This window comes from Sphingomonas sp. LaA6.9 (assembly GCF_022601895.1).
Classification (GTDB): Bacteria; Pseudomonadota; Alphaproteobacteria; order Sphingomonadales; family Sphingomonadaceae; genus Sphingobium_A.
Genome location: NZ_JAKVIO010000059.1, coordinates 1 through 21446 on the forward strand (window position 1 = coordinate 1; position 21446 = coordinate 21446).

The 21446-nt window shown below is 61.5% G+C and carries 18 protein-coding genes and 2 pseudogenes; 7 read left to right on the forward strand and 13 right to left on the reverse strand.

Features of this window, described 5'->3' with window-relative positions; all coding sequences use genetic code 11:
• The first annotated feature begins 63 nt into the window (after positions 1-63).
• Together MKI88_RS19650 and MKI88_RS19655 are read left to right on the forward strand one after the other, a co-directional pair.
• A complete protein-coding gene (locus MKI88_RS19650; protein ID WP_241633251.1) occupies positions 64-1614 on the forward strand; it encodes a DHA2 family efflux MFS transporter permease subunit in 1551 nt (516 codons plus the stop codon).
• A gap of 91 nt (positions 1615-1705) precedes the next feature.
• Entirely contained in the window at positions 1706-2260 is a 555-nt protein-coding gene (locus MKI88_RS19655; RefSeq protein WP_241633252.1) for a DUF4136 domain-containing protein, read from the forward strand.
• Positions 2261-2949: 689 nt separating this feature from the next.
• Here MKI88_RS19655 and MKI88_RS19660 read toward each other — a convergent pair.
• Positions 2950-4029, reverse strand: a complete 1080-nt coding sequence (locus MKI88_RS19660) for an AI-2E family transporter (protein ID WP_241633253.1) — start codon at positions 4027-4029, stop codon at positions 2950-2952.
• A 524-nt stretch (positions 4030-4553) separates the two neighbouring features.
• On the opposite strand from MKI88_RS19660, the gene MKI88_RS19665 reads away from it, so the two are divergent.
• The gene (locus tag MKI88_RS19665; RefSeq protein ID WP_241633268.1) at positions 4554-5384 is read left to right on the forward strand and encodes an aldo/keto reductase; all 831 of its coding nucleotides are present in this window, start codon (positions 4554-4556) and stop codon (positions 5382-5384) included.
• 33 nt (positions 5385-5417) lie between these two features.
• Here MKI88_RS19665 and xth read toward each other — a convergent pair whose 3' ends face one another.
• The 9 genes and pseudogenes from xth to MKI88_RS19710 form a co-directional block, all read right to left on the reverse strand.
• Positions 5418-6224 carry an exodeoxyribonuclease III gene (xth, locus tag MKI88_RS19670; RefSeq protein WP_241633254.1) on the reverse strand — a complete coding sequence of 269 codons (807 nt, stop codon included), beginning with the start codon at positions 6222-6224 and terminating at the stop codon, positions 5418-5420.
• Positions 6221-8734, reverse strand: a pseudogene (gene ligD / locus MKI88_RS19675) (DNA ligase D). The gene xth and the pseudogene ligD overlap by 4 nt, the downstream one beginning before the upstream one ends.
• Positions 8735-8814: 80 nt before the next feature.
• Positions 8815-9741, reverse strand: a complete 927-nt coding sequence (locus MKI88_RS19680; protein WP_241633255.1) for a GNAT family N-acetyltransferase — start codon at positions 9739-9741, stop codon at positions 8815-8817.
• A gap of 116 nt (positions 9742-9857) precedes the next feature.
• Complete coding sequence (locus MKI88_RS19685) at positions 9858-10118, reverse strand: hypothetical protein (protein WP_241633256.1); 261 nt, start codon at positions 10116-10118, stop codon at positions 9858-9860.
• 3 nt (positions 10119-10121) lie between these two features.
• Complete coding sequence (locus MKI88_RS19690) at positions 10122-11000, reverse strand: Ku protein (RefSeq protein WP_241633257.1); 879 nt, start codon at positions 10998-11000, stop codon at positions 10122-10124.
• A 238-nt stretch (positions 11001-11238) separates the two neighbouring features.
• Positions 11239-11574 carry a hypothetical protein gene (locus MKI88_RS21485; RefSeq protein ID WP_348636285.1) on the reverse strand — a complete coding sequence of 112 codons (336 nt, stop codon included), beginning with the start codon at positions 11572-11574 and terminating at the stop codon, positions 11239-11241.
• Entirely contained in the window at positions 11567-12187 is a 621-nt protein-coding gene (locus tag MKI88_RS21490) for a hypothetical protein (protein ID WP_348636286.1), read from the reverse strand. The genes MKI88_RS21485 and MKI88_RS21490 overlap by 8 nt, the downstream gene beginning before the upstream one ends.
• 160 nt (positions 12188-12347) lie before the next feature.
• Complete coding sequence (locus tag MKI88_RS19705) at positions 12348-15296, reverse strand: M14 family zinc carboxypeptidase (protein WP_241633260.1); 2949 nt, start codon at positions 15294-15296, stop codon at positions 12348-12350.
• On the reverse strand, positions 15286-15591 hold the full coding sequence (locus tag MKI88_RS19710; RefSeq protein WP_241633261.1) for a hypothetical protein: 306 nt from the start codon (positions 15589-15591) through the stop codon (positions 15286-15288). The genes MKI88_RS19705 and MKI88_RS19710 overlap by 11 nt, the downstream gene beginning before the upstream one ends.
• A gap of 416 nt (positions 15592-16007) precedes the next feature.
• On the opposite strand from MKI88_RS19710, the pseudogene MKI88_RS19715 reads away from it, so the two are divergent.
• From MKI88_RS19715 to MKI88_RS19730, 4 genes and pseudogenes are all read left to right on the forward strand, one after another.
• Positions 16008-16205: pseudogene (locus MKI88_RS19715) on the forward strand (IS110 family transposase); the annotation flags it as partial.
• A 623-nt stretch (positions 16206-16828) separates the two neighbouring features.
• On the forward strand, positions 16829-17647 hold the full coding sequence (locus MKI88_RS19720; protein WP_241633262.1) for a DUF1206 domain-containing protein: 819 nt from the start codon (positions 16829-16831) through the stop codon (positions 17645-17647).
• A gap of 489 nt (positions 17648-18136) precedes the next feature.
• A complete protein-coding gene (locus tag MKI88_RS19725; RefSeq protein WP_241633263.1) occupies positions 18137-18319 on the forward strand; it encodes a hypothetical protein in 183 nt (60 codons plus the stop codon).
• A gap of 283 nt (positions 18320-18602) precedes the next feature.
• A complete protein-coding gene (locus MKI88_RS19730) occupies positions 18603-20045 on the forward strand; it encodes a hypothetical protein (RefSeq protein ID WP_241633264.1) in 1443 nt (480 codons plus the stop codon).
• Between the two features lie 219 nt (positions 20046-20264).
• On the opposite strand, the gene MKI88_RS19735 is transcribed toward MKI88_RS19730, so the two are convergent.
• The 3 genes from MKI88_RS19735 to MKI88_RS19745 all read right to left on the reverse strand — a co-directional run.
• Positions 20265-20774 (reverse strand): RES family NAD+ phosphorylase, encoded by a 510-nt coding sequence (locus MKI88_RS19735; protein ID WP_241633265.1) that lies wholly within the window; start codon positions 20772-20774, stop codon positions 20265-20267.
• An 8-nt stretch (positions 20775-20782) separates the two neighbouring features.
• Positions 20783-21133: an antitoxin Xre/MbcA/ParS toxin-binding domain-containing protein gene (locus MKI88_RS19740; protein WP_241633266.1), complete on the reverse strand. Its 351-nt coding sequence runs from the start codon at positions 21131-21133 to the stop codon at positions 20783-20785.
• 40 nt (positions 21134-21173) lie between these two features.
• Positions 21174-21446: hypothetical protein (locus MKI88_RS19745; protein WP_241633267.1), on the reverse strand; the 273-nt coding region annotated here is incomplete at its 5' end.

Consider the following 21446-nt stretch of genomic DNA (forward strand, 5'->3'; position numbering starts at 1 on the left):
AGGCCTCTCGATGAACGTCGACGTCAAGATCGCCGACTAAGCCACCACAAAAGGGGCACGCTCATGTCCATCACGAAGGCTTTTGCGGCGGCCAAAGACGCCGCCCCGCTGACCGGCATCAAACTTTACGCTGCGGCGTTCCTGATCGGTCTCGGCAACTTCCTCGTCGTGCTCGACACCACGATCGCCAACGTGTCGATCAACACGATTGCCGGCGATCTCGGCATTTCGTCGGCGCAGGGCACATGGGTGATCACCTCCTACGCGGTCGCTGAGGCCATTACGGTGCCGTTAACCGGCTGGCTGGCGATGAAGTTCGGCGCGCAGCGCACCTTCATCATCTGCTATCTGGCCTTCGCCGTCGGGTCGCTACTGTGTGGCATGTCGAGTTCGCTCGGCATGCTGCTCGGCATGCGCGTCCTGCTCGGCCTGTTCGGCGGGCCGATCATGCCGCTCTCGCAGATGTTGCTGCTGCGCATCTTCCCCAAGGAGAAGGCGACGCTCGCGACCGTGATCTGGGCGATGACGACGCTGATCGGGCCGGTCGCCGGCCCCATTCTCGGCGGCATCATCTGCGACAATTACGGCTGGGAATGGATCTTCTTCATCAAGGTGCCGATCGCCGGGGCCGGCGGGGTCGTCCTGTGGTGGCTGATGCGCGGCCAAGCGGACCCCAAGGCGCAGGCGTTCATCGACAAGGTCGGGCTCGTCCTGCTCGTCATCTGGGTAGCAGCGCTGCAGATCATGCTTGACGAGGGCCGCAACCACGACTGGTTTGCCGACCCGCATATCCGGATGTACGGCATCATCGCTGCGATCGGCTTCGTCGCCTTCGTGATCTGGGAACTCACCGAGAAGAATCCGATCGTCAATCTCAGGATCTTCCGCCACCGCGGCTTTGTCGGGGCCGCGACCACCTACTCGGTCGCCTTCGGCGCCTTCTTCGCCAGCATCGTAATCCTGCCGCTCTGGTTGCAGTCCAATATGGGCTACACCGCGACCTGGGCGGGGTATGCGACAGGCATCATGGGCATCCTCGCGGTGGTGTGCTCGCCCTTGGTCGGCAAGGCGGTCGAGAAGTTCGACCCACGCATGATCGTCTTCCTCGGCATCATCGGCCTCGCTGGAATCATGCTGTGGCGAATGTGGACGTTCAGCACCGACGTCACCTTCCTGCAGATGGCGTGGCCGACGCTCATCACCGGCGTGTTCATGGTCATGTTCTTCGTGCCGGTGACGGGCCTCGCCATGGCGAGCGTCGATCCTGATGAGCAGGCGAACGCGGCCGGCATCTCGAACTTCATGCGAACGCTGGCCGGCGCCTTCGCCACCTCGCTGATCCAGAGCCGCTGGTCGGACGCGACCCGCGCCAACAACACGGAGATCGCCAATGCAATGCCCCATGGGCAGCAGGCGGTCGATGCGATGACGGCGCAAGGCGTGCCGGCGGAATCGGCGAGGACGATGCTCTCCCAGCTCGTCGAAAGCCAAAGCGTCATGCTGGCGACGCTCAACATGTTCGGCGTGATCGCCGTCTGCCTCGGCGTGGCGGCGATGATCATCTGGCTCGTCCCGAAACCCAAGGGTCCGATCGACACCAGCGGCGCGCACTAAAATCGCCGGCACCGCCCTCACAGCGCCGTCAAACGCGCTGCGAGGGGCCGGATGCCGGTCCACTCCTCCCCCGTTACAAGAAGGAAAAGCAATGACTCTCTTCAAATGGTTTGCCGCAGGCGCGGCTCTGGTTAGTGTCGCCGGCGGCGTTCCGGCCGCGGCCAAGGTGGAGGTGGTCCAGTCATCCTCTCCCGCGCTTGCCCAAGGCTCCACATTCGCCTGGGCCTCCATGCGCGCCATCGGACTGGGCGTGCCCGATCCCGCGATCGCCAATGAGATCACCGCGGACCGGCTGCGTACCATCACCGAATCCGCCCTGACATCGAAGGGCTATCGGCAGATCGCCAATCCCCTCGATGCCGATCTGGTCGTCGCCTATACCATCGTCATGCAGCCCGAAACCGAGGGAAAATTGACCTCCGACAGGGCGGGTTGCAGCTTTCCGGCGTGCGCGGCACCCGGCAACTACAGCCTCGACACCAGCCACTATACCCAGGGAACCCTGGTGCTCGATCTGATCGAGCGCGAAACCGGGCGCCTGGTGTGGCGCGCCACGTCAAAGAAGCGCGTCACCGGCAAGGATGCGTCGGAGAAAAAACTCACCGCGCTGCTGCGCGAGATGACTAAAACTCTGCCGCTGCGCTAAGACCGCGTTGCCCAAAGGCGTGATGCTGTAGTTACAGCAATGCGCACATCGCGACGACCGTGGCACGGCGCGTTCGCGGGCATAGCTATCGCTTTTGATTTGACCTTAGGAGTTCGCCGGCGGCCGTGCCACCGGCGATTCCACGGATTTTGAGGGAGCCAATGCGAGCATTCCTTCTTATTTCGGTCGTCGCGACAGTACTCTTGGGCATGTTCAAGGTCCTGCAGTCGCCACCGGTGATGGGCTCAGCGCAGCTGTGCTCGAGCTCGTTGTGCTGATCACCTTGGCGGGCTGCTCGGCAGCGCCGGTGGCCGCAAGCCGCGGAATTTATAAAGGGGGGAGAGATAGAGCCGCGCCTACGCAAGCACACACGCCAGGACGACGCGAGAAAACGCCGACGGCTATTTCTGCGGACCAAAGTCGTTGAGCGTTTGGATCGGATTTAAGGACCTTGCATTGGCAGCCGATGCGACGCTCCCAATCCAGCGTCACCTAAGCCGCGCTACGTGGCCAGTTGTTCCGCTTTCAGCATGTTGATGAGCAACTCGCGAAATTTCTGGCCCGAGCACTGAAGTTTTTCCGAGGTTCCTTCTGCGCAGCCTGCGCCTTTGTTGCGGCTGCCCCGCCAACTCCAGCGCGACCGTCAGATAGTTTCGCTCACGCGCGCCTCGGGGCATACGCAAACCTCCCTACTCGCGCTTACCGCCGCCATCATTCCCGTCGGTCCGTCTTTTCATGGAGAAGTCGGGATCGCCATCGTTGGAGAGCAAAATGGCGAGCCATCGCGTGCGCGGAAAACCGGCGCAGATCATCATCACCATCAGCGTTAGCGGCACGGCTAGGAACGCGCCGGTGATACCCCAAAGCCAGCCCCAGAAGGCCAGCGAAAGCAACGTAGCCACCGGATCGATGTTCTGGCTCTCCGCCTGCATCCTCGGGTAGACGAAATTTCCCACGACAAAGGCCGCGATTTGGATGCCGCCGAAAACAACCGCCGCCTGCCACCACGACGGAAATTGCAGCAGCGCAAACAGCGCCGGCAGGATCGAGCCCACCGTTACACCGATCATGGGGATGTAGCTGAGGAGGAACAGCACGATCGTCCAGAACAACGCGTTTTCCAGCCCGACCCCGAACATGACGAGCGCGGCGGGGGCGGCGATCATGACGCCTGTCACCGTCTGGACCCAGACATATATCTCGATGTTGGCTGCCGCGCGGTCGATCGCGTCTTTGGCCGGCGCGGCTCCGCCGATGGACCTGTTAACGCTGGAAAGCCTTTGCTCAAATCGTTGCTGCCCCCCGACAAGGAAGGCGAAGTAGGTGATCGTCAGCAGGATTCCGGAAAGCAACTCCCCGAAGCCTCCGGCGACGGAGCCTGCGAGGCGCGGTAAATTGATCTCTCCCAGCAGAGCGGTGAAGTGCAGCGTCCGGGCCAGACCAACGGCCCGCCCCAATTCCCGGACGATCTGTTCGAGCCGGACCACTAGGTCGGGCGCCTTCCCGACGATCTGCGCCAACCCCTGACCTACGATGAGGGCTACTGCGACGGCGCACGCTATGACGATGACCGCGACCAAAGTGACGACTGCCCAATGCGGCGCTCCGCGTGAGCGTGCGCCGATGAAGCGCACGAGCGCATCGACCAGAACGGCCAGCACGATCGCCAGCACGAGTGGGATCAGGATGTCTTGCAGAAAGTAGAGGAGCGCGATACCCGCCGCCGTCGCCGTGACAATGCCCGCAATGCCGCTGGAGCGCGTCGCCATAGTTCGCCGATTCCCCTTCGGCCCCCAAGGCCCATGAGAACGTCTACGTGGCATTCCGTATAAGCCGGCGTTGCCCGTTATCCTAGCGGCGCAGGCATGGATTTGGCAGTGCGCGACTTAAAGGTATTGAAGCCACCAGGTGGCGCTGCGGCGCTTCATATTCGCGAACGCTGCGCTTGCGAACCAGCAGGGACCGGCAACTGCGACTGCCAGCAGCCAGATTGCGCTCGCATTGGGCAGGCTGAACAGGCCGTTCGCACTTTCGCCCCAGATCGCAGCCGCAGCGATGTTGAGCCCATGGAGCAGGTAGGTGCAGGATGTAGAAGAAGAGCGGCGCGGAGCCGAACACGACGAGCCAGCGCATCGGACGATGATGGCTCGCTCGTCATATATTCTTACGATCATGCCTTACACGGTGCGATGGTTATGAGTCGGCGCAGGACGACCTGCGCTTTCGATCTTCTATCGGCGAGTTGCTGCCTGCCAGGAGCAACGTTATGAGCTTGTCCCAGCCTGATAACGCCATGCGCACGGTCACCTTGCCGGACGGGGAGCAGGTCCCCTGCCTTGGCCAAGGCACCTGGATGATGGGCGACCGCAAGGATCGGCGTGATGGGGAGATCGCGGCGCTGCGCGCCGGTATCGACCTTGCCATGACCTTGATCGACACGGCCGAGATGTATGGTGATGGCGCGAGCGAGACGCTAATCGGCGAAGCGATCGCCGGGCGGCGCGACGAGGTCTTCCTTGTCAGCAAGGCCTATCCCCAAAACGCCTCGCTCGCTCGCCTTGCGCGTTCGTGCGAGGCGAGCCTCGAGCGGCTCGGCACCGACCGGCTCGACCTTTATCTGCTGCACTGGCGTGGGAACGTGCCGCTGGACGAGACGGTCGAGGCGCTGCAGGCGCTGCAGCGCGCCGGCAAGATCCGCCATTGGGGTGTCAGTAATCTTGATACCAATGACATGGAGGAACTGGTCGATGCCGGCGGATGGTCCTGCGTCACCGACCAGATCCTCTACAATTTGACCCGGCGCGGGCCGGAGCATGATCTCCTGCCTTGGCTCGAGAACCACGGCATGACGGTGATGGCCTACAGCCCCGTCGAACAGGGTCTCCTGATCGACAACCGCAAGCTGGCCGCACTTGCCTCCGACTTGGGCGTCACGCCCGCACAGCTCGCGCTCGCCTGGACCTTGCGAAAGCCTGGCCTGATCGCGATCCCGAAAGCTTCGACGGTTGAGCATGTGCGCGAGAACCGCACTGCCGCCGACATCACGCTCGACGAGGAGACGCTCGCCCAGCTCGACGCGGCGTTTGCCGCGCCGCGCGAGCGCCGCCCGCTCGAGATGCTGTAGTCACGGAACTGGTTGCGGCGTTCCGGATGCTCCTCAGCTGACCGGCCTGGGTCGGCGCCGCTTGGGCTTGTCGGCGAGCTCGATCCACACAGGTGCATGGTCGCTGGTCTTCTCCCAGCCGCGCACATGCATGTCGACCTGCGCGTCCACCAGCCGGTCCGCGAGCGACGGGCTCAGCAACAGATGATCGATCCGCAGGCCGGCGTTCCGGCCATAGGCGTTCCGGAAGTAATCCCAGAAGGTGTAAATAGTCTCGTCAGGATGGATGGCGCGCAGCGCGTCTGTCCAGCCTTGCGCGGTCAGCCGGAAGAAGGCCTCGCGCACTTCAGGCGCGAACAGCGCGTCGTCGAGCCAGCGCTCGGGTTTGTAGACGTCGCGCTCGGTCGGCATGACGTTGAAGTCGCCGAGCAGCAGGACCGGCAGGCCGCTCTCCAGCAGGCCGGCAGCGTGCGCGATCAGCGCGTCGAACCATTTGAGCTTGTAGTTGAACTTGGGGCCGGGCCTGGGATTGCCGTTGGGCAGGTAGAGCCCGCCGATCAGGATGCCATTCACCGCCGCTTCGATATAGCGGCTCTGAGTCGGATCGGGATCATCGGGCAGGCCGCGCCGCGTCTCGTGGATTTCGCCGACGCGGCTCAGCAGGGCAATGCCGTTCCAGCTCTTCTGCCCGTGCCAGATCACGTCATAGCCAAGGTCGCGGATCGCGGTTTCGGGGAACTTCTCCTGCGGCGCTTTCAGCTCCTGTAGCACGACGATGTCGGGCTCCGCCTCCGCAAGCCATCGCAGCAGCACAACGAGACGGCCATTGACACCGTTCACATTATAGGTCGCAATCTTCACAGGTCAGGAAGCACCTGATCGGCACGGCCCCAGCCCGACAGAGCCTTTGAAGCGGCGCGCTTCACAAGTTCCGTCGCGTCGCCGACGTGCCAGTGGGCAGACGTGTCGATGGTTTCCATCTCCTTCCAGGTGATGGGCGCCGCGACCGGCGTGCCGGAGCGGGTCCGTACGCTGTATGGCATCACGGCCGTGGCCCCGCGCTGGTTACGCAGATAGTCGACGAAGATCCGGCCCTTGCGCTGTGCCTTTGGCAGCGCTGCAGTGAAGTTATCGGGGTCGCTCTGCGCCACGGCCTGCGCCAGGCGATGTGCGAAGTCCTTCACCTCTGGCCACTCGGCCTTTGGCACGAGTGGGGCGATGACGTGGATGCCCTTGCCGCCCGTCACCATCGGAAACGTGTCGAGCCCGATCTGCTGCAGGATTTCCTGAAAATGGAAGGCCGCCTTGCGCACCGCTTCGAAATCCAGGCCCTCGTCGGGATCAAGGTCGAACACCAGCCGGTCGGCCTTCTCGACATCTTCGATGCGGGCGCCCCAGCCGTGGAATTCGATCGTGCCCATCTGGACGCAGGTGAGGAGACCGTCGGCCGTATCGAGGTAAAGGTAGGGCTCTTCGTGCCCGTCCTTCTCGGTGATTTCCACATGCTTGACGGTATCGCCGAAGCTGCCGGCATCATGTTTCTGGAAGAAGCATTTCTTGGCGCGCCCTTGTGGGCACCGCACGAGGCTGATCGGGCGGCTGCCCACCCACGGGAGCATGATCGCCGCGACTGCTGCATAATGGTCGGCAAGCTGGCCCTTTGTGATCCCCGAGTCCGGATCGATGATGCGCTCGCGGTTGCTGATCTTGACCTTCGAGGTAGCGGGCGCGGCGATCTCCGCGACGGGCGCTTCCTTCTCCAGCACCACGGCTTCGGGCTTCTTGTCCTCGCGAAGCCCAAGATAGCTCGGATGCCGGAGCGTGCCTTCGTTGGTCATCTCTGTATAGGCGATCTCGGCGACAAGCTTGGGCCTCAGCCAGTGGGCGCCGCGCACCTCGGCGCGCGGTGCCTTTACCGTCGGCGCTTCCTGTTCGAGCGGCTTCATGATTTCCATGAGGCGGAGCAGTTCCGCGGTGTCGAAGCCAGTCCCGACCTTACCAGCATAGCGTAGCCCACCCTCTTCGTGGATGCCGAGGATCAGGGACCGGAATGAGCGAGACTTGTCCGAGGGCGTCCAGCCGACGACCACGAACTCCTGGCGCTTGATACACTTTGTCTTGAGCCATCCACCGGAGCGCGATCCGACATATTTGCCCGTCGCCAGCTTCGAGATCACGCCTTCGAGACCGGCATCACAGAACGTGTGGAGCAGCTTCTCGCCGCTGCCGACGATGTGCTCGGAATAGCGCAGGCGATCGTTCGACTCCGGAATGATGGCGCGCAGCTTCTCCTTGCGCGCCGTCAGCTCCAGCCCGGTCAGATCCTCGCCGTTGAGTTCGAGCAGGTCGAAGGCGTAATATTCAATGCTCGCGGGCGCACCCTTGAGCGCGCCCTGCAGGGCCTGGAAGCTGGATCGGCCGTCCGCTTCCAGCACGACGGCCTCGCCATCGATCAGGGCGGAGCCGACTTTCAGCTTTGCGGCGGCCTTGACAATGCCCGCGAACTTCTCGGACCAGTCGAGCCCCGACCGCGTGTAAGCGCGCGCTTGGCCACCGCCGACCGCAATGAGGACGCGGTACCCGTCATATTTCATTTCATGGAGCCATCGGTCCCCGGCCGGTACCGTGTCGACGAGGGTTGCGAGCTGGAGAGGCCGAAATGGCGGCGAGCTTGACGCGGATACGACTTTGCGGCGCGCCGGCGCTTTAGCCGGGCGTGCGGTAGCCTTCGTTGTGGACACGCGCACCACCGGCGCGCTCAGCTCGTATATCTCATCATCGAGAGACTCCTCGCGCGGGGGAGTCGTTCCCAAGGTGAGGTGGATGCCCACCAGATCGTCCGATCCGCCTGCGAAGGCATCGGTCACCTTGCGCAAAATCCAGTTTTCGCCCTTCTCCTTGCCCCGGGGCTTCAATCGAAAGCGGATCCACTCCCCTCTCATCCGGCGCCCGTGGAGGATGAAATGCAGATGGCTCTCCGCCAGCGTCTGGCGCGGGTCCTTCCCGGCAATCGATTCCCATTGGCCATTGTCCCAGAGCATGACCGTGCCGCCGCCATATTCCCCCTTCGGGATCGTGCCCTCGAACCGCGCATAATCGAGCGAATGGTCCTCGGTCCTGACTGCAAGACGCTTATCGTCGGGATTGAGACTGGGGCCACGTGTGACTGCCCAGCTAAGGAGTACGCCGTCCAGCTCGAGGCGGAAATCTTAGTGAAGGCGGCTTGCGGCATGTTTCTGCACGACGAAGCCATTGCCCGTAGTGGGCTCGGTCGCGCCCGATGGTTCCGCCGTTCGCGCAAAATCCCGCTTGGCGCGATATTTTGCAAGATTGTCGTCCGTTGCTGTTATGCCCGAAGCGCCTCGTGCCATGCTGGTGGCTCCAGTCGAGACGCCTTTAGATCCGGGGCCTGCAGAACTCGTTCCCGTCGCCACCCGGTTAAATGGAGCGCTCAGTCGTCGATCCTGCGGACGAAGCGATAGCTGGCCTGTTGGAATTTTCGAGCGCGGAAGAAATTATGCGCGTGCTTGATGTCGATATCGCTCATTGCTTCCACGAGTGAACACCCCACTTTCTCCAGGGCCTCCTCAGCGGCCTGAAGCAGCTGAGTGCCAATGCCCTGCCGGCGATGAGCTCCATCCACTATGAGGACAGACACACGCCCGACGGGGCCACGATGCACGGTTGGAACCACCGTCCAGGCGCAGCAGCCCACGAGCGCGCCCTTCTCGGCGACAAGCATTTCACCCGCGGCGTAGCGCAGCGCTTCGACATTGCGGTCGATGGAATCCTGGTCTGTGGTGATCCCGCTGAGCTGTGCGAGCAGTTGCGCGATAGCGGCCGCATCTCCCGTTTCGGCGGGACGCAGTAAGAGTATAGGCTGAGGCTGAGGCTGAGGCTGAGGCTGAGGGTGAGGCTGGGAATTTTTGGGGATCTTTGCAGGTTTCGCCGTCCAATTGCTTTGGTCATCTGCCCTTCGGGCCACCGTTGGCGCAGTTTTCTTTGCAGTTCTGGGACGCACCCTGTGGGGCTCTTGGGGTTGGGTTCGCGCCGGCAATTGGTTGCGACGGCTAACAGGCGGATCCTTTGCGCGCACTTCGTCTGGTTGCGGGTGCTTTGGTGGGGCACGATCGGGCGTTGTATCGGCCGACTGTCTCCATGTGCTAATGGCGCCGGTACGCAGATAATTTTCGATGTCGCTGGCATCGGCCGTCAGGCCAGAGTCGCTGATTCCCAATAGCGCGTTGCCCGACGCGTCGGTCAGTCCAAATTTGCCGAAGTCGCCCACACCCGGTTTGCGCCTGCGCGATTTCACTAGCTTCAAACCGCGATGTTGGGCCATTTCGCGCAACGTCTCGTCAACCGTCTCGTCCGTCATGTGCAAACAACCCATTTTCGCCGTCGTAATTCAGCACGTCATCATTCCGTGACCGCCACGAACGCTCGAGCGCATTGTTCGAGATCAGTGACGTCGGCACGGCCGCGGGACGGCGCCTAGGATTCCTCCAACACGCGATACACAGCCATCAAGTGGCGCGAAGCCGTCGCACGGGCGCGGGGCGACCGGATCGTTTCCTCATTGGCATCATGCAGCATGGCCAGTATCTCCAGTACCTCTTCGCGTGACATTCCAGTCTCGCGCAGATGCGCACCGATCAGCGTCAGCAGATTGCTCCATATCGTGATCGCGCCCTCCGCGAAGGCGGCATCATCGTCCTCGTTTCGCCCAAGTGATTGGGGATCGGTATGGTCCACCGTTTACGCCCGCTTACGCACTGGGGTCTTGGCGGTTGGCTTCTTGGCGGCCGTTTTGGCTGCTTGGCGCGTGGCCGACTTCTTCACCCCGCCACCATCGGAGCCAAGCGAGTTCTTGAGCGCGGCCATCAGGTCAACGACATTGCTGCCGCGCGGGTCGCCACCGCCTGAATCGGTGTCGATGTTGAGCGTCTTTCCCTTCTTCTTTCGTTCTATCAGGTCCCGCAGCGCATCGGCATAGCGGTCATGGAAGTCGCTCGCGTCGAACTTGCCCGTCTTCTTGTCGATCAGTGTTGTGGCAAGGTCGAGCAGCTCTTCGTCAGGTGCTGCGTCGCCAATGTCGCGAAAATAGCTGGCCGCCTTGTTGACCTCGTCCGCGTAGCGCAAGGTCTCCATCACCATCCCACGTCCGCAGGCCTTGACGCTCACGACATATTCGCGACCGCGCATCGCAAGCTGTCCCAGCCCAATTTTGTGACTGCGACGCAGCGCCTCGCGCAGCACGATGAACGCCTCCTCGGCGAGATCGTCAGCCGGAACGACATAATAGGGCTTCTCGAAATAGATCATGTCGATGTCCTGGGCATCGACGAACTGGGTCAGCTCAAGCGTCTTCTTGCTCTCGAGCTTCACGCCTTCAATCTCCTTCTCGTCGAGGAGGACATATTCGCCCTTGGCATATTCGAAGCCCTTGACGATCTCATCGAGATCCACCGGTCCGATTCCAGGCACGACCTTCTCGTATTTGATGCGCTTGCCCGAGGGTTCGTGAATCTGGTTGAAGGCGATTGTCGCCCCGCTTTTTGTCGCCGAATAGATTTCGACGGGTATCGACACCAGCGCCAGGCGAATCTGGCCTCTCCAATAGGGACGTGCGGCCATGAGTGCCTCCTGCGAACAGACTAATATAATCCCTGATGACGCCGGTCGTTCCCCCGGCGACCCCATGCCGCCATAGGTTCGATCTATGACGCGGCTGGTCACCCGCATTGTTGACGAGAGCACCGACGCGACCATGCCCGGCGAACGCTCTTCATGTTCGGCTCAAGTAAGATTTGCCAAAAGTTCGGTTGCGATTGTTAAGGTGGCTCATGATCTGCACGGGCCACTAATCCTGGAGTCACGCTTGAGCGGGCCAGTTGCCCGATTCTAGTTCGGGGCGCCGCATGAACTCCTGATGTTGGATCAAAGCGACAAGGCGGTCACAGCTGAAGCTCATCTCTTCTCGCGGGATGGCGCGCAGGCTTTCGTCGACACTGCCCAGACGGCTCGAGGCCACCACGACATAGCTGACTGTCCCCGAAGTGCATTCTATGAGCGCCTCGACCGCCTTGCCCAGAGGTTGACCCTGGAGATCCTCCACGGGCATGCCGCCAATCGCAGTGGCGGCAAATAGCGTGGGAGCTGGTGAGCCCCTGCTCGCCTCGCTGGCGGACTTTCCGCCCTCTTCATACACCCGCTGGCGCCCGAGCCATCGCCATATCCCCACGATGTTCACGAGGGTCAAAAAAGCGTTGGTCCAAACCAGGTTTGTCTGACCGGAACCCAAACCCACCAGCTTCCAACAAATCGATCCACCGGTGAACACGACGAAGCCCCAGCCAGTCACGCGCGCGCTGAGATTGGCAGCCGTCATCATGGCGGCAACCATCGTCGCTACTGGCGCGATCCATCCAGCAATCGTTTCCAGACGCCCTGTCCTTCCGGGTCAATTCGCTTCTGCGGGTCACGTTTTGATTGTGAACCTGCTTGATCAACTGGCCTGCTTCGGTTGCGTTCCTGCCGGGCGAGCAATGAAGCGCCTCGCCAACGATCCGCCTGGCCCGTTCGAAGTCAGACGTCCGGTCAGCGATGCCTGTTCGAACATGGCCGTCGAAGCCGTCCAAGTCGACGAGCACGTCCTGTGGAAACTGAAGACCGGCCATGATGGTCGTAACCGTCCCAGTCGCAACCTCCACCTTTGAGACGGTACCGATCGACCACTCGACATAATAGGCGGTCTTTCCATCGGGGGAGAGCCGGACGCCAACGCCGGCGGCAAGGCCAAGAATGACATCATCGATCTGCATGCGCGCACTCCCTCAAGGCTCCCTCTGGCTTAGAGTTCAGGGATCGTCAGATCGCCGGGTCCCTGGGTAAGATCCGCCGGACCTCTCCCCATTTTCGCCTCCTTACCGAACAATTATTGTGGGCACCGGCCTCAGCCCGGACTTGACGCCGGGCGGAATCTCATTTCTTCGTCTTTGCAGGGGCTCGACGCACCGCCTTGGCTGGCTTGGCGATGACTAGGCGCTCCTCGGTCTGGCAGCACTCGGACAGTCTTTCGAGATTTATCCCAAGCCGCTTCAAGAGTTCGGGATCGACCGCCTTTGAATCGATCAGACAGCGCAGGGTGCCGCACCAGCCATCGTCATGCCGGTTGGGCGGCTTGGAATCCCCGCCAGCCCAGGCAAAAGCGGTGCGGACCGCCTCGCGGGTGAAACGCAGGCCGCGAAGCGTGCTGCCCTCGGCGGTGATCCGCATCCGATAAAGGCCCGCCAGCGGAGCCGTGAATTGGGTTTCGAACACGCCGTCGCCCTTCGGAGTCAATTGCAGGACCGGGGTCGCACCATCGGGGAAAGTCACGCGCGTGATCACCTTGGCGCTGTCGACCGGCACCGATTGATATTGGGTCAGTCTGACGCGTGCGGTGATGGTCGCGCCCGGAGTGAAACGGTTCTGCGAGACTGTAGTCGCCATCTCCAGGTCGGAGCGGGCATGAACCAGCACGTCGAACCGCACCGATTTTTCTGACCAGCCGACCGCCGAGCTCTGCAGCCGCTTTAATAATTCGCGGGTGGGAGCCTTCTTCCAATCGAGCAGAAGCTCCCATCTGCCGGGTCCCTCGAACGAATAAGGCCCGGGTATTGGCTGGGCGAACCGGTAGTAAGCGATGCCCTCCCGCTGGGCGTAGGTCATCGAGGGGTGAGACTGATCGAAGATTTGCCCCGACGGGGCGCGAAGCCTGATCCGAAGCAGTTGCGGGAAGGAGGTGAGGACAATCGCGTCAACCGAGGCATCGGCCTCGTTGAGATAGAAGGGAATCGTTTCAGCGCCGCCGAACGGCAGCCAGCCGCCCGGATCCAAGACGACTTGATCGTTGGTCACCCCGGTGAGGATTTGCAGATAATATTTGGCCAGTCGGAACGGGTCGTTGACGTCCATCGCCCCGGTCATCAGCAAATAGCCATTGGTGCCGTTGGTCATCGCCTGCAGCGCGATCGGCTGGATTTGCTCAGGTGTTCCAAGCCCGATCCCAAAGACCCGGTTGTTGATCAGCCCGGATATATCGGAGAGGTAGCGGTCGCGGTTTTCATGACCGTCGGTCAAGACGACCAGAGACTTGAAGTCGACGCCCGATTCCGGCGCGATAAGGTTGGTCGCAGCAAATACCCCATCGCCGATCGAGGTATATTGCGCGCTGCCCGTGGCCACCGTGTGATCGGTGATGGCCTTACGGATGACGCCGCGTCCGGTAGGGTCGTCGCCTTCCGGCCCCATCGTGGTCATCGGAGCACCGGGCGACTCGTCGGTCGCAAATCTGACCAGCCCTATGCGAGCGTTCTGCGGCGCTACTTCGACAAAGGCCGGAGCAGAATCGAGCAGAACGTCAAGCCGGGTGCGGCCGTCGCCGCCATCTTCGGTCATGCTGCCGGACCGGTCGAGAACCAGGACTGCGCCGGCGCGAGGCGCGGCGACGAAGTCCGCAGTGATCGGAACGTCACGCACGAAGCCCGCTTCGGGGCACTCGACCCGAACCGTGCCCCCAGCGGTATCGCCTCCGAGCCCGCCTGCACAGGTCAGCCAAATAAAGAGCTCACGGGTGACCGGGACTGTCACCCCCGGGACCGTCTGGCTGGCGACCGCCACGTCAAAATTGATGCGCGTCGACCCACTGGTCCGGCTCGGCCCGGACATCACCCTGAAGGTTGCAGCCTCGCAGCCAGTCACCTGCAATATGACCGGCCGGCTCGAGGTACGTCCTTCTGGACAATGATTGAAGACGACGTTTGACGTTCGCAATTGGACGCTGAGACCAGGGACGCCGCACGCGCAGGCCAGGCAGAAGTTGATGAGTCCCGAGGCCACTTCCTCGATGACCTGTTCGCGTTCCGGGCTTTCGGGTTTGAACCGCGACGCCCGATGCTCGATCACGAAGGCTTCCACCCGCGGCAGATAGGGGGAGAGGAAGTGGCGGCTCCAGACATAGTCGTCGGAGCAGCCCGCCGTCGGGTAGAGAGCGTAGGACTGTTTAACCTCGTAGGTCCGATTGTTGACCGGATCTGCCCCGGCCTTCAACCGGTTGGCGAGATAGCGGTGCGTCGCGAGATCGCCGGCGCCGATAAACTCACCAACGGCATCGCCCGGCCAACCGCGCTTGTGATCATGGGCCGGGTTGCGCCAGTTCATCGCCGGGTCGGCGGACTGATTTTCGTCGTCGCCCCACGGGTAGTAAATTTGTCCGTTCCACGTGTAGCCGTGCGTGTCGACGAACCAACGAATGCGTGGGTAGGTGTCGAGGACCCAGCGCACATTTTGAGTTTCCGGTTCGGAGAATGCCTTGGGGCCCTGGTAGGTTTCGATGCTGGGGGTAGTCGACGTGTGCGCAAGCACCTTCGGGTTGTTGAGATCGAAGTGCTTGGCGAGGTCGAACGCGAAGTCGAAATTGCGGTTGGGGTCCACCCCAATCTGGCTGGAACCAGGGATTTTGCCTCGGTTCTTTCGCCACCCATCGTCCCTCGTGTCGAAATCCAGGCTGTACTGGCGGCCCTGCGGATTGACGCATGGGATCAGGAAGATGTTGATGTTGTTGACGATCCGCTGAATGTCGGTCGCCGCATAGGTCTTGCCGCCATAGGTTAGCGGCGTTCCGTTCGTGTAGGAGTCGAGCAAGGCGCCGGCGATCTCCAACGCGACCTCTGGCGGCACCCACTCGCGTGCATGCTGCCCAAATATGAGCAATGCGCCATCGACGGCATGCGCCCCCTTGGCACCAATGCGCAAAGCGCTGACAGGTTTAGGCGCAACACCGGCATCGGCGCTGACTACGTCCGCGAGCGGGATCCGCTCGGCAATCGACGGATAGTCGTTGGCGTAATTTTTGATCAGCTGCTCGATTTCGGCAGTGTTAGTCCACATGGCGCGACCCTCGCGAGCCGAGCGGGGTGGGAAGCGACCCGTCCGCGTAGCGGTTGGTTCGCGAAACGTCGTCATGAGCGCGCTTGGCTTCGGCCTTGGTGTCGCCCTGAATCTCGATGGTAACCGAACGCTTCTGCTTCAGCTTCTCGAGCGTGGCTTTGCTCACGCCCGCGACCATCTCGATGGTGCCATCCTCGCGCTCGCGATAGGGCATGCAGCCATTATCGATGTGCAGTCCGTCGAGCGCCTTCAGGTCTTTGACGTGAAGCACGACGCGAATGCGTTCCTGGGCCATCTCGAAATATCCTTCGAAGCAAGCGGTTCAGGCTCGCGGCTGTGTTGGCGCCGCGGCGGACGCGCTAATCGCCCGGACCGAGACTCCAGCGCAGTGGCCATGTCGCAGTGGGCTTGCTTGTCATGAGCTTGGCGCGCGCAGCTGCCGGCCACGCCAGTTCGATCGCTACAGCGCAGACGCCGGATGGGGGGAAAGCTTTGCCCATGACCTCCTCACCAAAAGTGAGCGGTGCGAAACACCGCCGGGGCAGTCATCGTCAGCTCGGCACGCTGAGTCGTTGAAAAGTTATCTGCTCATTGTTGTTCGGCCGCAACGAAAAAGGGTTCGCCGGGGCTCCGTCGCGGCCGAAGCTCAGCGGCAGATTGCGAACAACGCCGGCGGTCAGCCAGATCTCTACAAAAGCGTCAACAGCTAGGGTGGAGCTGTCATGGCTTCGGGTCCGTTACCAGCCGACTCTGCATTTGCGCGCTGGTTCCAGGCACGCGTGCAGTACAATAGCGGTCGTCTCAAAAAGCCGACGATCGTGGCGCTCGCCCGCAAGCTCCTCATTGCCTTGTGGAAATATGCAACCCCCGGGCGTGGTCATCGAGGGAGCCGTGATGAAGTCCGCCTGACCCGATACCCTCCACCCTTCCCCCGACCCCATCAGCTCCGTGGATCCAGGCAGCGAACCGATAGGGCCGTTGGCTTCAAACGCCGCCTGAAGGAATGGTCTCGCTTTCCCGACCCCGTGCCCGCCGCAAGCGGGATAATGGTGCAGCCGTTCCGAACGGCGACCGCATGTGAGCTGGACCAGGTTCGAATTATCGAGCTGCGTCATGCAACGGGCCAAGCCTGGATCCGAGCACCGAGGAGATGACCAATGCCGTCACGATGATAGGCCTTGACCAACGACCTCGTCATGTGAGCTGCCCTACATTCACCGAGCCAATCACGCCGTTGTGACATAGCCCGCGATCTTACCGAGGGCTGTTGCGCCACCGACGTCACAGCCGAAGAGTGCGGCTAGCATCCATACGACGGACTTGGCTATTGGCAGTTCTCCCCAAGTCGAGGCGGCGAAACCGGCTTCTGGAAGCTCGTGTTCGAGAGGCGGATTTCCGCTGAACCTCCTATGCGTCGCCAGGCTAGGCTCATTAGGTCGGTGGGCCTGCGACCGTGCGCGCGCACGCAGGAATATGTCCGAGGAACAGGTCGGCGCGCGAACCATTGAGCAGGGACGGAAAGGCGGCGCTACATGCATGCTTCGCATCGACTGACACTATTGGCCCGTCTCGGCTTCGCGTCGCGAGGTCTGGTTTACATCCTCGTTGGCTGGTTTGCGCTCCACGCAGCACGCACCGGAGGTCAACCTGCCGATAATCAGGCGGCGCTCGCCAGCCTGGTCGACGAGCCGCTCGGTCGCGGCCTTCTGCTGGTGATAGGATTGGGACTGCTCGGTTACGCCGTCTGGCGGCTTCTGGAAGCAGCCCTTGATCCGGAAAAGCGAGGCAGGTCCACCAAGGGGAAGTTCGAACGCGCCGGTTATGCGCTCAGCGGCGTCACCCACCTGATACTGGCCGTTTATGCGGTCCGCCTTGCCATGCACGACGCCGTCGCGGGCGGCACGGCGCCGGGTGACAGCAGTGCGCGGGACTGGTCGGCCTGGCTGATGGCGCAGCCCGGTGGAACGCTGTTGTTGAGCCTCGTAGGCGGGGTCTTGTTCATTGTCGCAGGAGCGCAAGCCACCAAATCCGGGAAGGCCGGGTTCATGCGCGAGCTGGAAGGCGACGCGCCCGTTCCGGATTATTTGCGGATCGCAGGCCGTATCGGCTATGGGGCCCGTGCTGTGGTTTTTGCGCTTATCGGCTGGTTTTTCATCAGAGCCGCCCTGCACGCCAACCCCGAAGAAGCCGGCGGAATGGGGCAGGCCCTCCGCGCACTTCAAGGGCAGGATTATGGGCCGGTGCTGCTCGGCCTAGTGGCAGTCGGCTTGTTCCTGTTCGGGCTCTTCAGTCTTGTTGAAGCACGTTTTCGGCGCCTCAAGGTCGTCGCTCCCACGAGCGGGATCGGCTGATCAGCCCGTAGCGTGGCCTCGCGTAGAGATGGGGCTAGCGGGTGGGTGCTGCTTGGTATCCGATCGACGCCGACCCCGCCGACGTCCAGGCCTGGCGCGATTGGCTGGAATTCCTCGAGGCGAGTCGCATCTGCCGACATTGCCGTCGTTCAGCAGCTCAAATTGGCTTCCCGAAAACCCGACCTCATCTTCCGAAGCGTATAGCTGCGGCATGGACTACAATTGGCCCAACTTCGGGCATCTGGGTTTCTGCACCGACCGCACGGGCGCCGATCAGATCCTTGATGTCCGACGGAGCCTGCGCCGATGCCGCACTGCCAAGAAGGCCGCTGGTGGCTGCCCGCTGACGGAATAGAATTTCGTGTCCTCGCCTCGGAGGTCCATGTCCAGGCGGCTGAGCACCGCCACGCTATAGAAAAGTGCGACGATTATACGGGTGTCACCGCCAAATGGCGCGATGCCAAAGGGCGCGAAACGCAATAAGTCACCGTGGGCAGCGACGACAACGCCGAGGCGCTCAAGCGCGTCTATCCGAGCGAGACTGAGGCGCGCGGCGCCGCGCAGGTCGAGCGCGGACGCATTCAGCGCGCCACCGCGAAAATGACTCTCAACGTCACCTGTGGCTGCGCGGATCTATATCCGGAGCGAAAGGCGAAGGTGCAGGGCTCCTAGGCGGGTATCGATGGCACCGACTGGCTGATCCCGAGGTGGCGCATGATTTGTTCCGGTGCGGCTTTGCGATGCAATTGAATCTCGCATACGCGGGCTAACTAAAGTGGCACCCAGCATCCGTAAAACTACTCACCGAATCAACGGTATAGACGAATTAAGAGTGAATGCTTCTAACTTCGTGCGCTCCTCGGAGTCGCTCGGTTCGGCCATAAGCAACGCTTAGGCGGCCCGGTATCGTAGTTCTACCGCGTATGCGCAGAGCACTGAGACCAGGGAGTGTGCCATGACGACATTCAACGTTCGGCTCGACGACGTCCATCTCGTTTCCACCGCCAGTCGCCGAGGCTATTGGGACGAAGTCCTGCTGACCATGAGCGTTGAACGGGTAAAGCAGGATGATAGCCGCGTCCTTGTGGATATGCGCGTGGCCAATCTTGGCTATATGGGCTACGGGCACACGCGCGCACTCGGCGCCGTTCCTCCATTGAATGGCGGCAACTGGGAAATTCAGGTGCCCGATCTGGAGGACGACGACACCGACGTTGTTCTGGCCGTCATGCTGCACAACATCCGCGGGATGCCGGACCAGGCCAAGGAGCGCCTGCTTGCCAAGATTGCGGCATGGTCGCTGACTTCCGCCGCAGAAGAAGCCGCGGAGGTTGCATCAACGGTCGGCAAACTGGCGAAAATGGCTTGGTTCGGTCTGGCCGGCATGTTGATCGACGCCACAATCGACGAACTCTTGAAAGACAAGCCCATATGCCTCGGGCTCATTATGCTGAACGATCGCAGCATCGCCCCGGATCAGTTCGGACGTTGGAAGTTCAACGATGGCGGTGTCCAGTCGGCAGATTGGATTTCACAGGCGGCGGGGCAATTGCACGGAAGGCCCCTCCCCGCGCCCGGCCCTGGCTGCAATGTGCCCTCGGCAGAGATCAACTTTTCGGTAATCAAGCGAACGCCATTGCAGTTCGGGCCGAAGATGAAATGGACCAAGAGCTACACCGAACTCGACTGGCTCAAGCCGGAAGACATTACGAAAACATGGCTTGATGACCCCTTCGCCTCCGAACAACGTCCTTGCGTGATCATCAGCAAAAGCACGGTGCCCAACAAGGACAGCTATGACATCCAGGTCATTGAAAAATATTACGATCCTGAAGCGAAGGCCACCCACATCATTCAGAACAGGATGTTCACGGATGTGATGCTCAGCACTATGGGCCTGCTGGTTCCCGGCAAGGAAATCTACGGCGTCGTAAATCCATTGAGCATCGTGAAGCGATCGATGGCATTTGCCGTGCCGAATTTCGCGGATCTTGAAATGGCCGCTCCCGTCGCCAAAACGGGGGTGGCGGCAATGAGGGCCACGGCGTTCACACACGCGAAATCCGTTGCGGCGACCGACCCACAGGATGACGATTTGCCGCCGATGACCGTGGAACGTATCACAAACCCTGCCAAGGTCATGGAGGCACATGTCGTGCAATTCACCTCGGCGATGAGTGATGCCATTAGCAACAATGACCTCACTGTTCTGGCGAATTTGCGCGAAACCTTGGTGTTTGCGCTACCCGACGGCCTCTTGTTGAGCTTCTGGAGAGCCTACACCAAACTCGATGGTGTTGTGGCGGCAGAGGGGATCGAAATGCGCTATTGGCGTCCCGATAGCTTTAGCGCCACTCGCACCGACTGCTGGATGGCACCTGCAGCTATATTTGGGTAGGTCCACCTGTTGAATGGCGATGCATCGATCGTGTCCGTCGACAGGCCGGGCCAAAAGCGATCACACCGATTGGCTGATGGGCGTTCCAATTTATGGCTTTATGGGCTCGGACTGTGACCGGCAGGTCTAGTCGAAAGCCGAGCTTTTCATCCCGAATGGGTGGACAGGGGTTAAAGCCACTGCCGGGCGAAACGATGCTGCCGCCTCTGATTGGCTATATCAGGGGGTGTGAGGCGGCTTTAGCCGATTTTCGTCGTCGATTAGCGTGAGCAGCGTTGGCAGCGCATTGCCCCATTTCCAGATGACAAGATTGAGGTCGTCGACCGACGCGCCGGGAGCATAGCTTCGAACCTGCATGCCATTGAAGCCCTTAGCCACCAGACTCTCTGCAAGTATCTGCGTCGGAGCTTTTCCGTGGAGCTTCATCTTGTCGCGCCAGCCGGAATCCGCGAGCGCGGCTGCGCTCATCCCGTAGGGCTCGAGCGCGCTATCATCTTGCCCATTGAAGATGTCCGCGATGTCAGCGTTATAGGAAACCAGCGTTGTTGGCTGTAAGCTTCCTGCTTGGTTCGCTTCCTTGATCGCGGTCAAGATGGTGAGTGAGCAATAAAGGGCGGGCATCCCTTTCGGGTTGAACCGCCCCCCATAGAGCTTGGCGCCACGGCCAGAGAGCGGGTCGCTAGCATAGACTGGATTCACAGCTCGATAGAGCTTATCTCGATAATCCATGCGAGCCGTCAGGCGTAGACGCCAGCGTCGACAGCGTCGATGAATTCCAGCACCTCGTCTGTTCGGCCTTCTTTGACTAACTGCATCGCAGTCCGGCCGGAAAACCCGGGCAGCGGTTCCGAGCGATACCAGGCATAGGCCATCAAGGCGCTGCCGAAGCGAGGCTCCACTTTGTTGACGACTTCGACCATCTCGCGAAGGCGGCGTTGCGTCTTGTCGGAGCGCATTCGATCGCGGCGTTGAATGGCGTCACGGCCGAGTCCGGCCGATCGGGCGACTTCTTCGGTGGTCGTGCGGAATGCGGTGGCGATCTTGACCGGAGCAAGAAGGCCGTCATCTGCATATTGTGCCAAGCTCATAACACATTCCCCATCACAACAATTATGACGCAATATAGCGTCATTTTACGCGCCAAACAAGGGGCGGCCGATGCTTTTGCTCGGCGCTCAGCCGCCTGGACAAATTCGGAGAATGTTCGATATCCGCGATTTTCGCCGAATTCCTCGGTGAGCCATTGATGAACGAGCGACCGGTGTCGGGACTGCCGTCAGGGCACCTGAACGGCAGCAATGTCGGCGTTATCTGGCAGTCGATCGGGTCGTGTCCCTGATGATGGTGTAGCTCGGTGGGAGCGAAGCTGACCGGCCGCGCGCTACCCATATGCGCTGTAGC

What these genes read in the sequence shown, in the direction of transcription:
- MKI88_RS19650 (WP_241633251.1), top strand. Translation starts at nt 64, where the DNA reads ATGTCCATCACGAAGGCTTTTGCGGCGGCCAAAGACGCCGCCCCGCTG.
- MKI88_RS19655 (WP_241633252.1), top strand. Translation starts at nt 1,706, where the DNA reads ATGACTCTCTTCAAATGGTTTGCCGCAGGCGCGGCTCTGGTTAGTGTC.
- MKI88_RS19660 (WP_241633253.1), bottom strand. Translation starts at nt 4,029, where the DNA reads ATGGCGACGCGCTCCAGCGGCATTGCGGGCATTGTCACGGCGACGGCG.
- MKI88_RS19665 (WP_241633268.1), top strand. Translation starts at nt 4,554, where the DNA reads ATGCGCACGGTCACCTTGCCGGACGGGGAGCAGGTCCCCTGCCTTGGC.
- MKI88_RS19680 (WP_241633255.1), bottom strand. Translation starts at nt 9,741, where the DNA reads ATGACGGACGAGACGGTTGACGAGACGTTGCGCGAAATGGCCCAACAT.
- MKI88_RS19690 (WP_241633257.1), bottom strand. Translation starts at nt 11,000, where the DNA reads ATGGCCGCACGTCCCTATTGGAGAGGCCAGATTCGCCTGGCGCTGGTG.
- MKI88_RS21490 (WP_348636286.1), bottom strand. Translation starts at nt 12,187, where the DNA reads ATGCAGATCGATGATGTCATTCTTGGCCTTGCCGCCGGCGTTGGCGTC.
- MKI88_RS19705 (WP_241633260.1), bottom strand. Translation starts at nt 15,296, where the DNA reads ATGTGGACTAACACTGCCGAAATCGAGCAGCTGATCAAAAATTACGCC.
- MKI88_RS19710 (WP_241633261.1), bottom strand. Translation starts at nt 15,591, where the DNA reads ATGGCCCAGGAACGCATTCGCGTCGTGCTTCACGTCAAAGACCTGAAG.
- MKI88_RS19720 (WP_241633262.1), top strand. Translation starts at nt 16,829, where the DNA reads ATGCATGCTTCGCATCGACTGACACTATTGGCCCGTCTCGGCTTCGCG.
- MKI88_RS19730 (WP_241633264.1), top strand. Translation starts at nt 18,603, where the DNA reads ATGACGACATTCAACGTTCGGCTCGACGACGTCCATCTCGTTTCCACC.
- MKI88_RS19735 (WP_241633265.1), bottom strand. Translation starts at nt 20,774, where the DNA reads ATGGATTATCGAGATAAGCTCTATCGAGCTGTGAATCCAGTCTATGCT.
- MKI88_RS19740 (WP_241633266.1), bottom strand. Translation starts at nt 21,133, where the DNA reads ATGAGCTTGGCACAATATGCAGATGACGGCCTTCTTGCTCCGGTCAAG.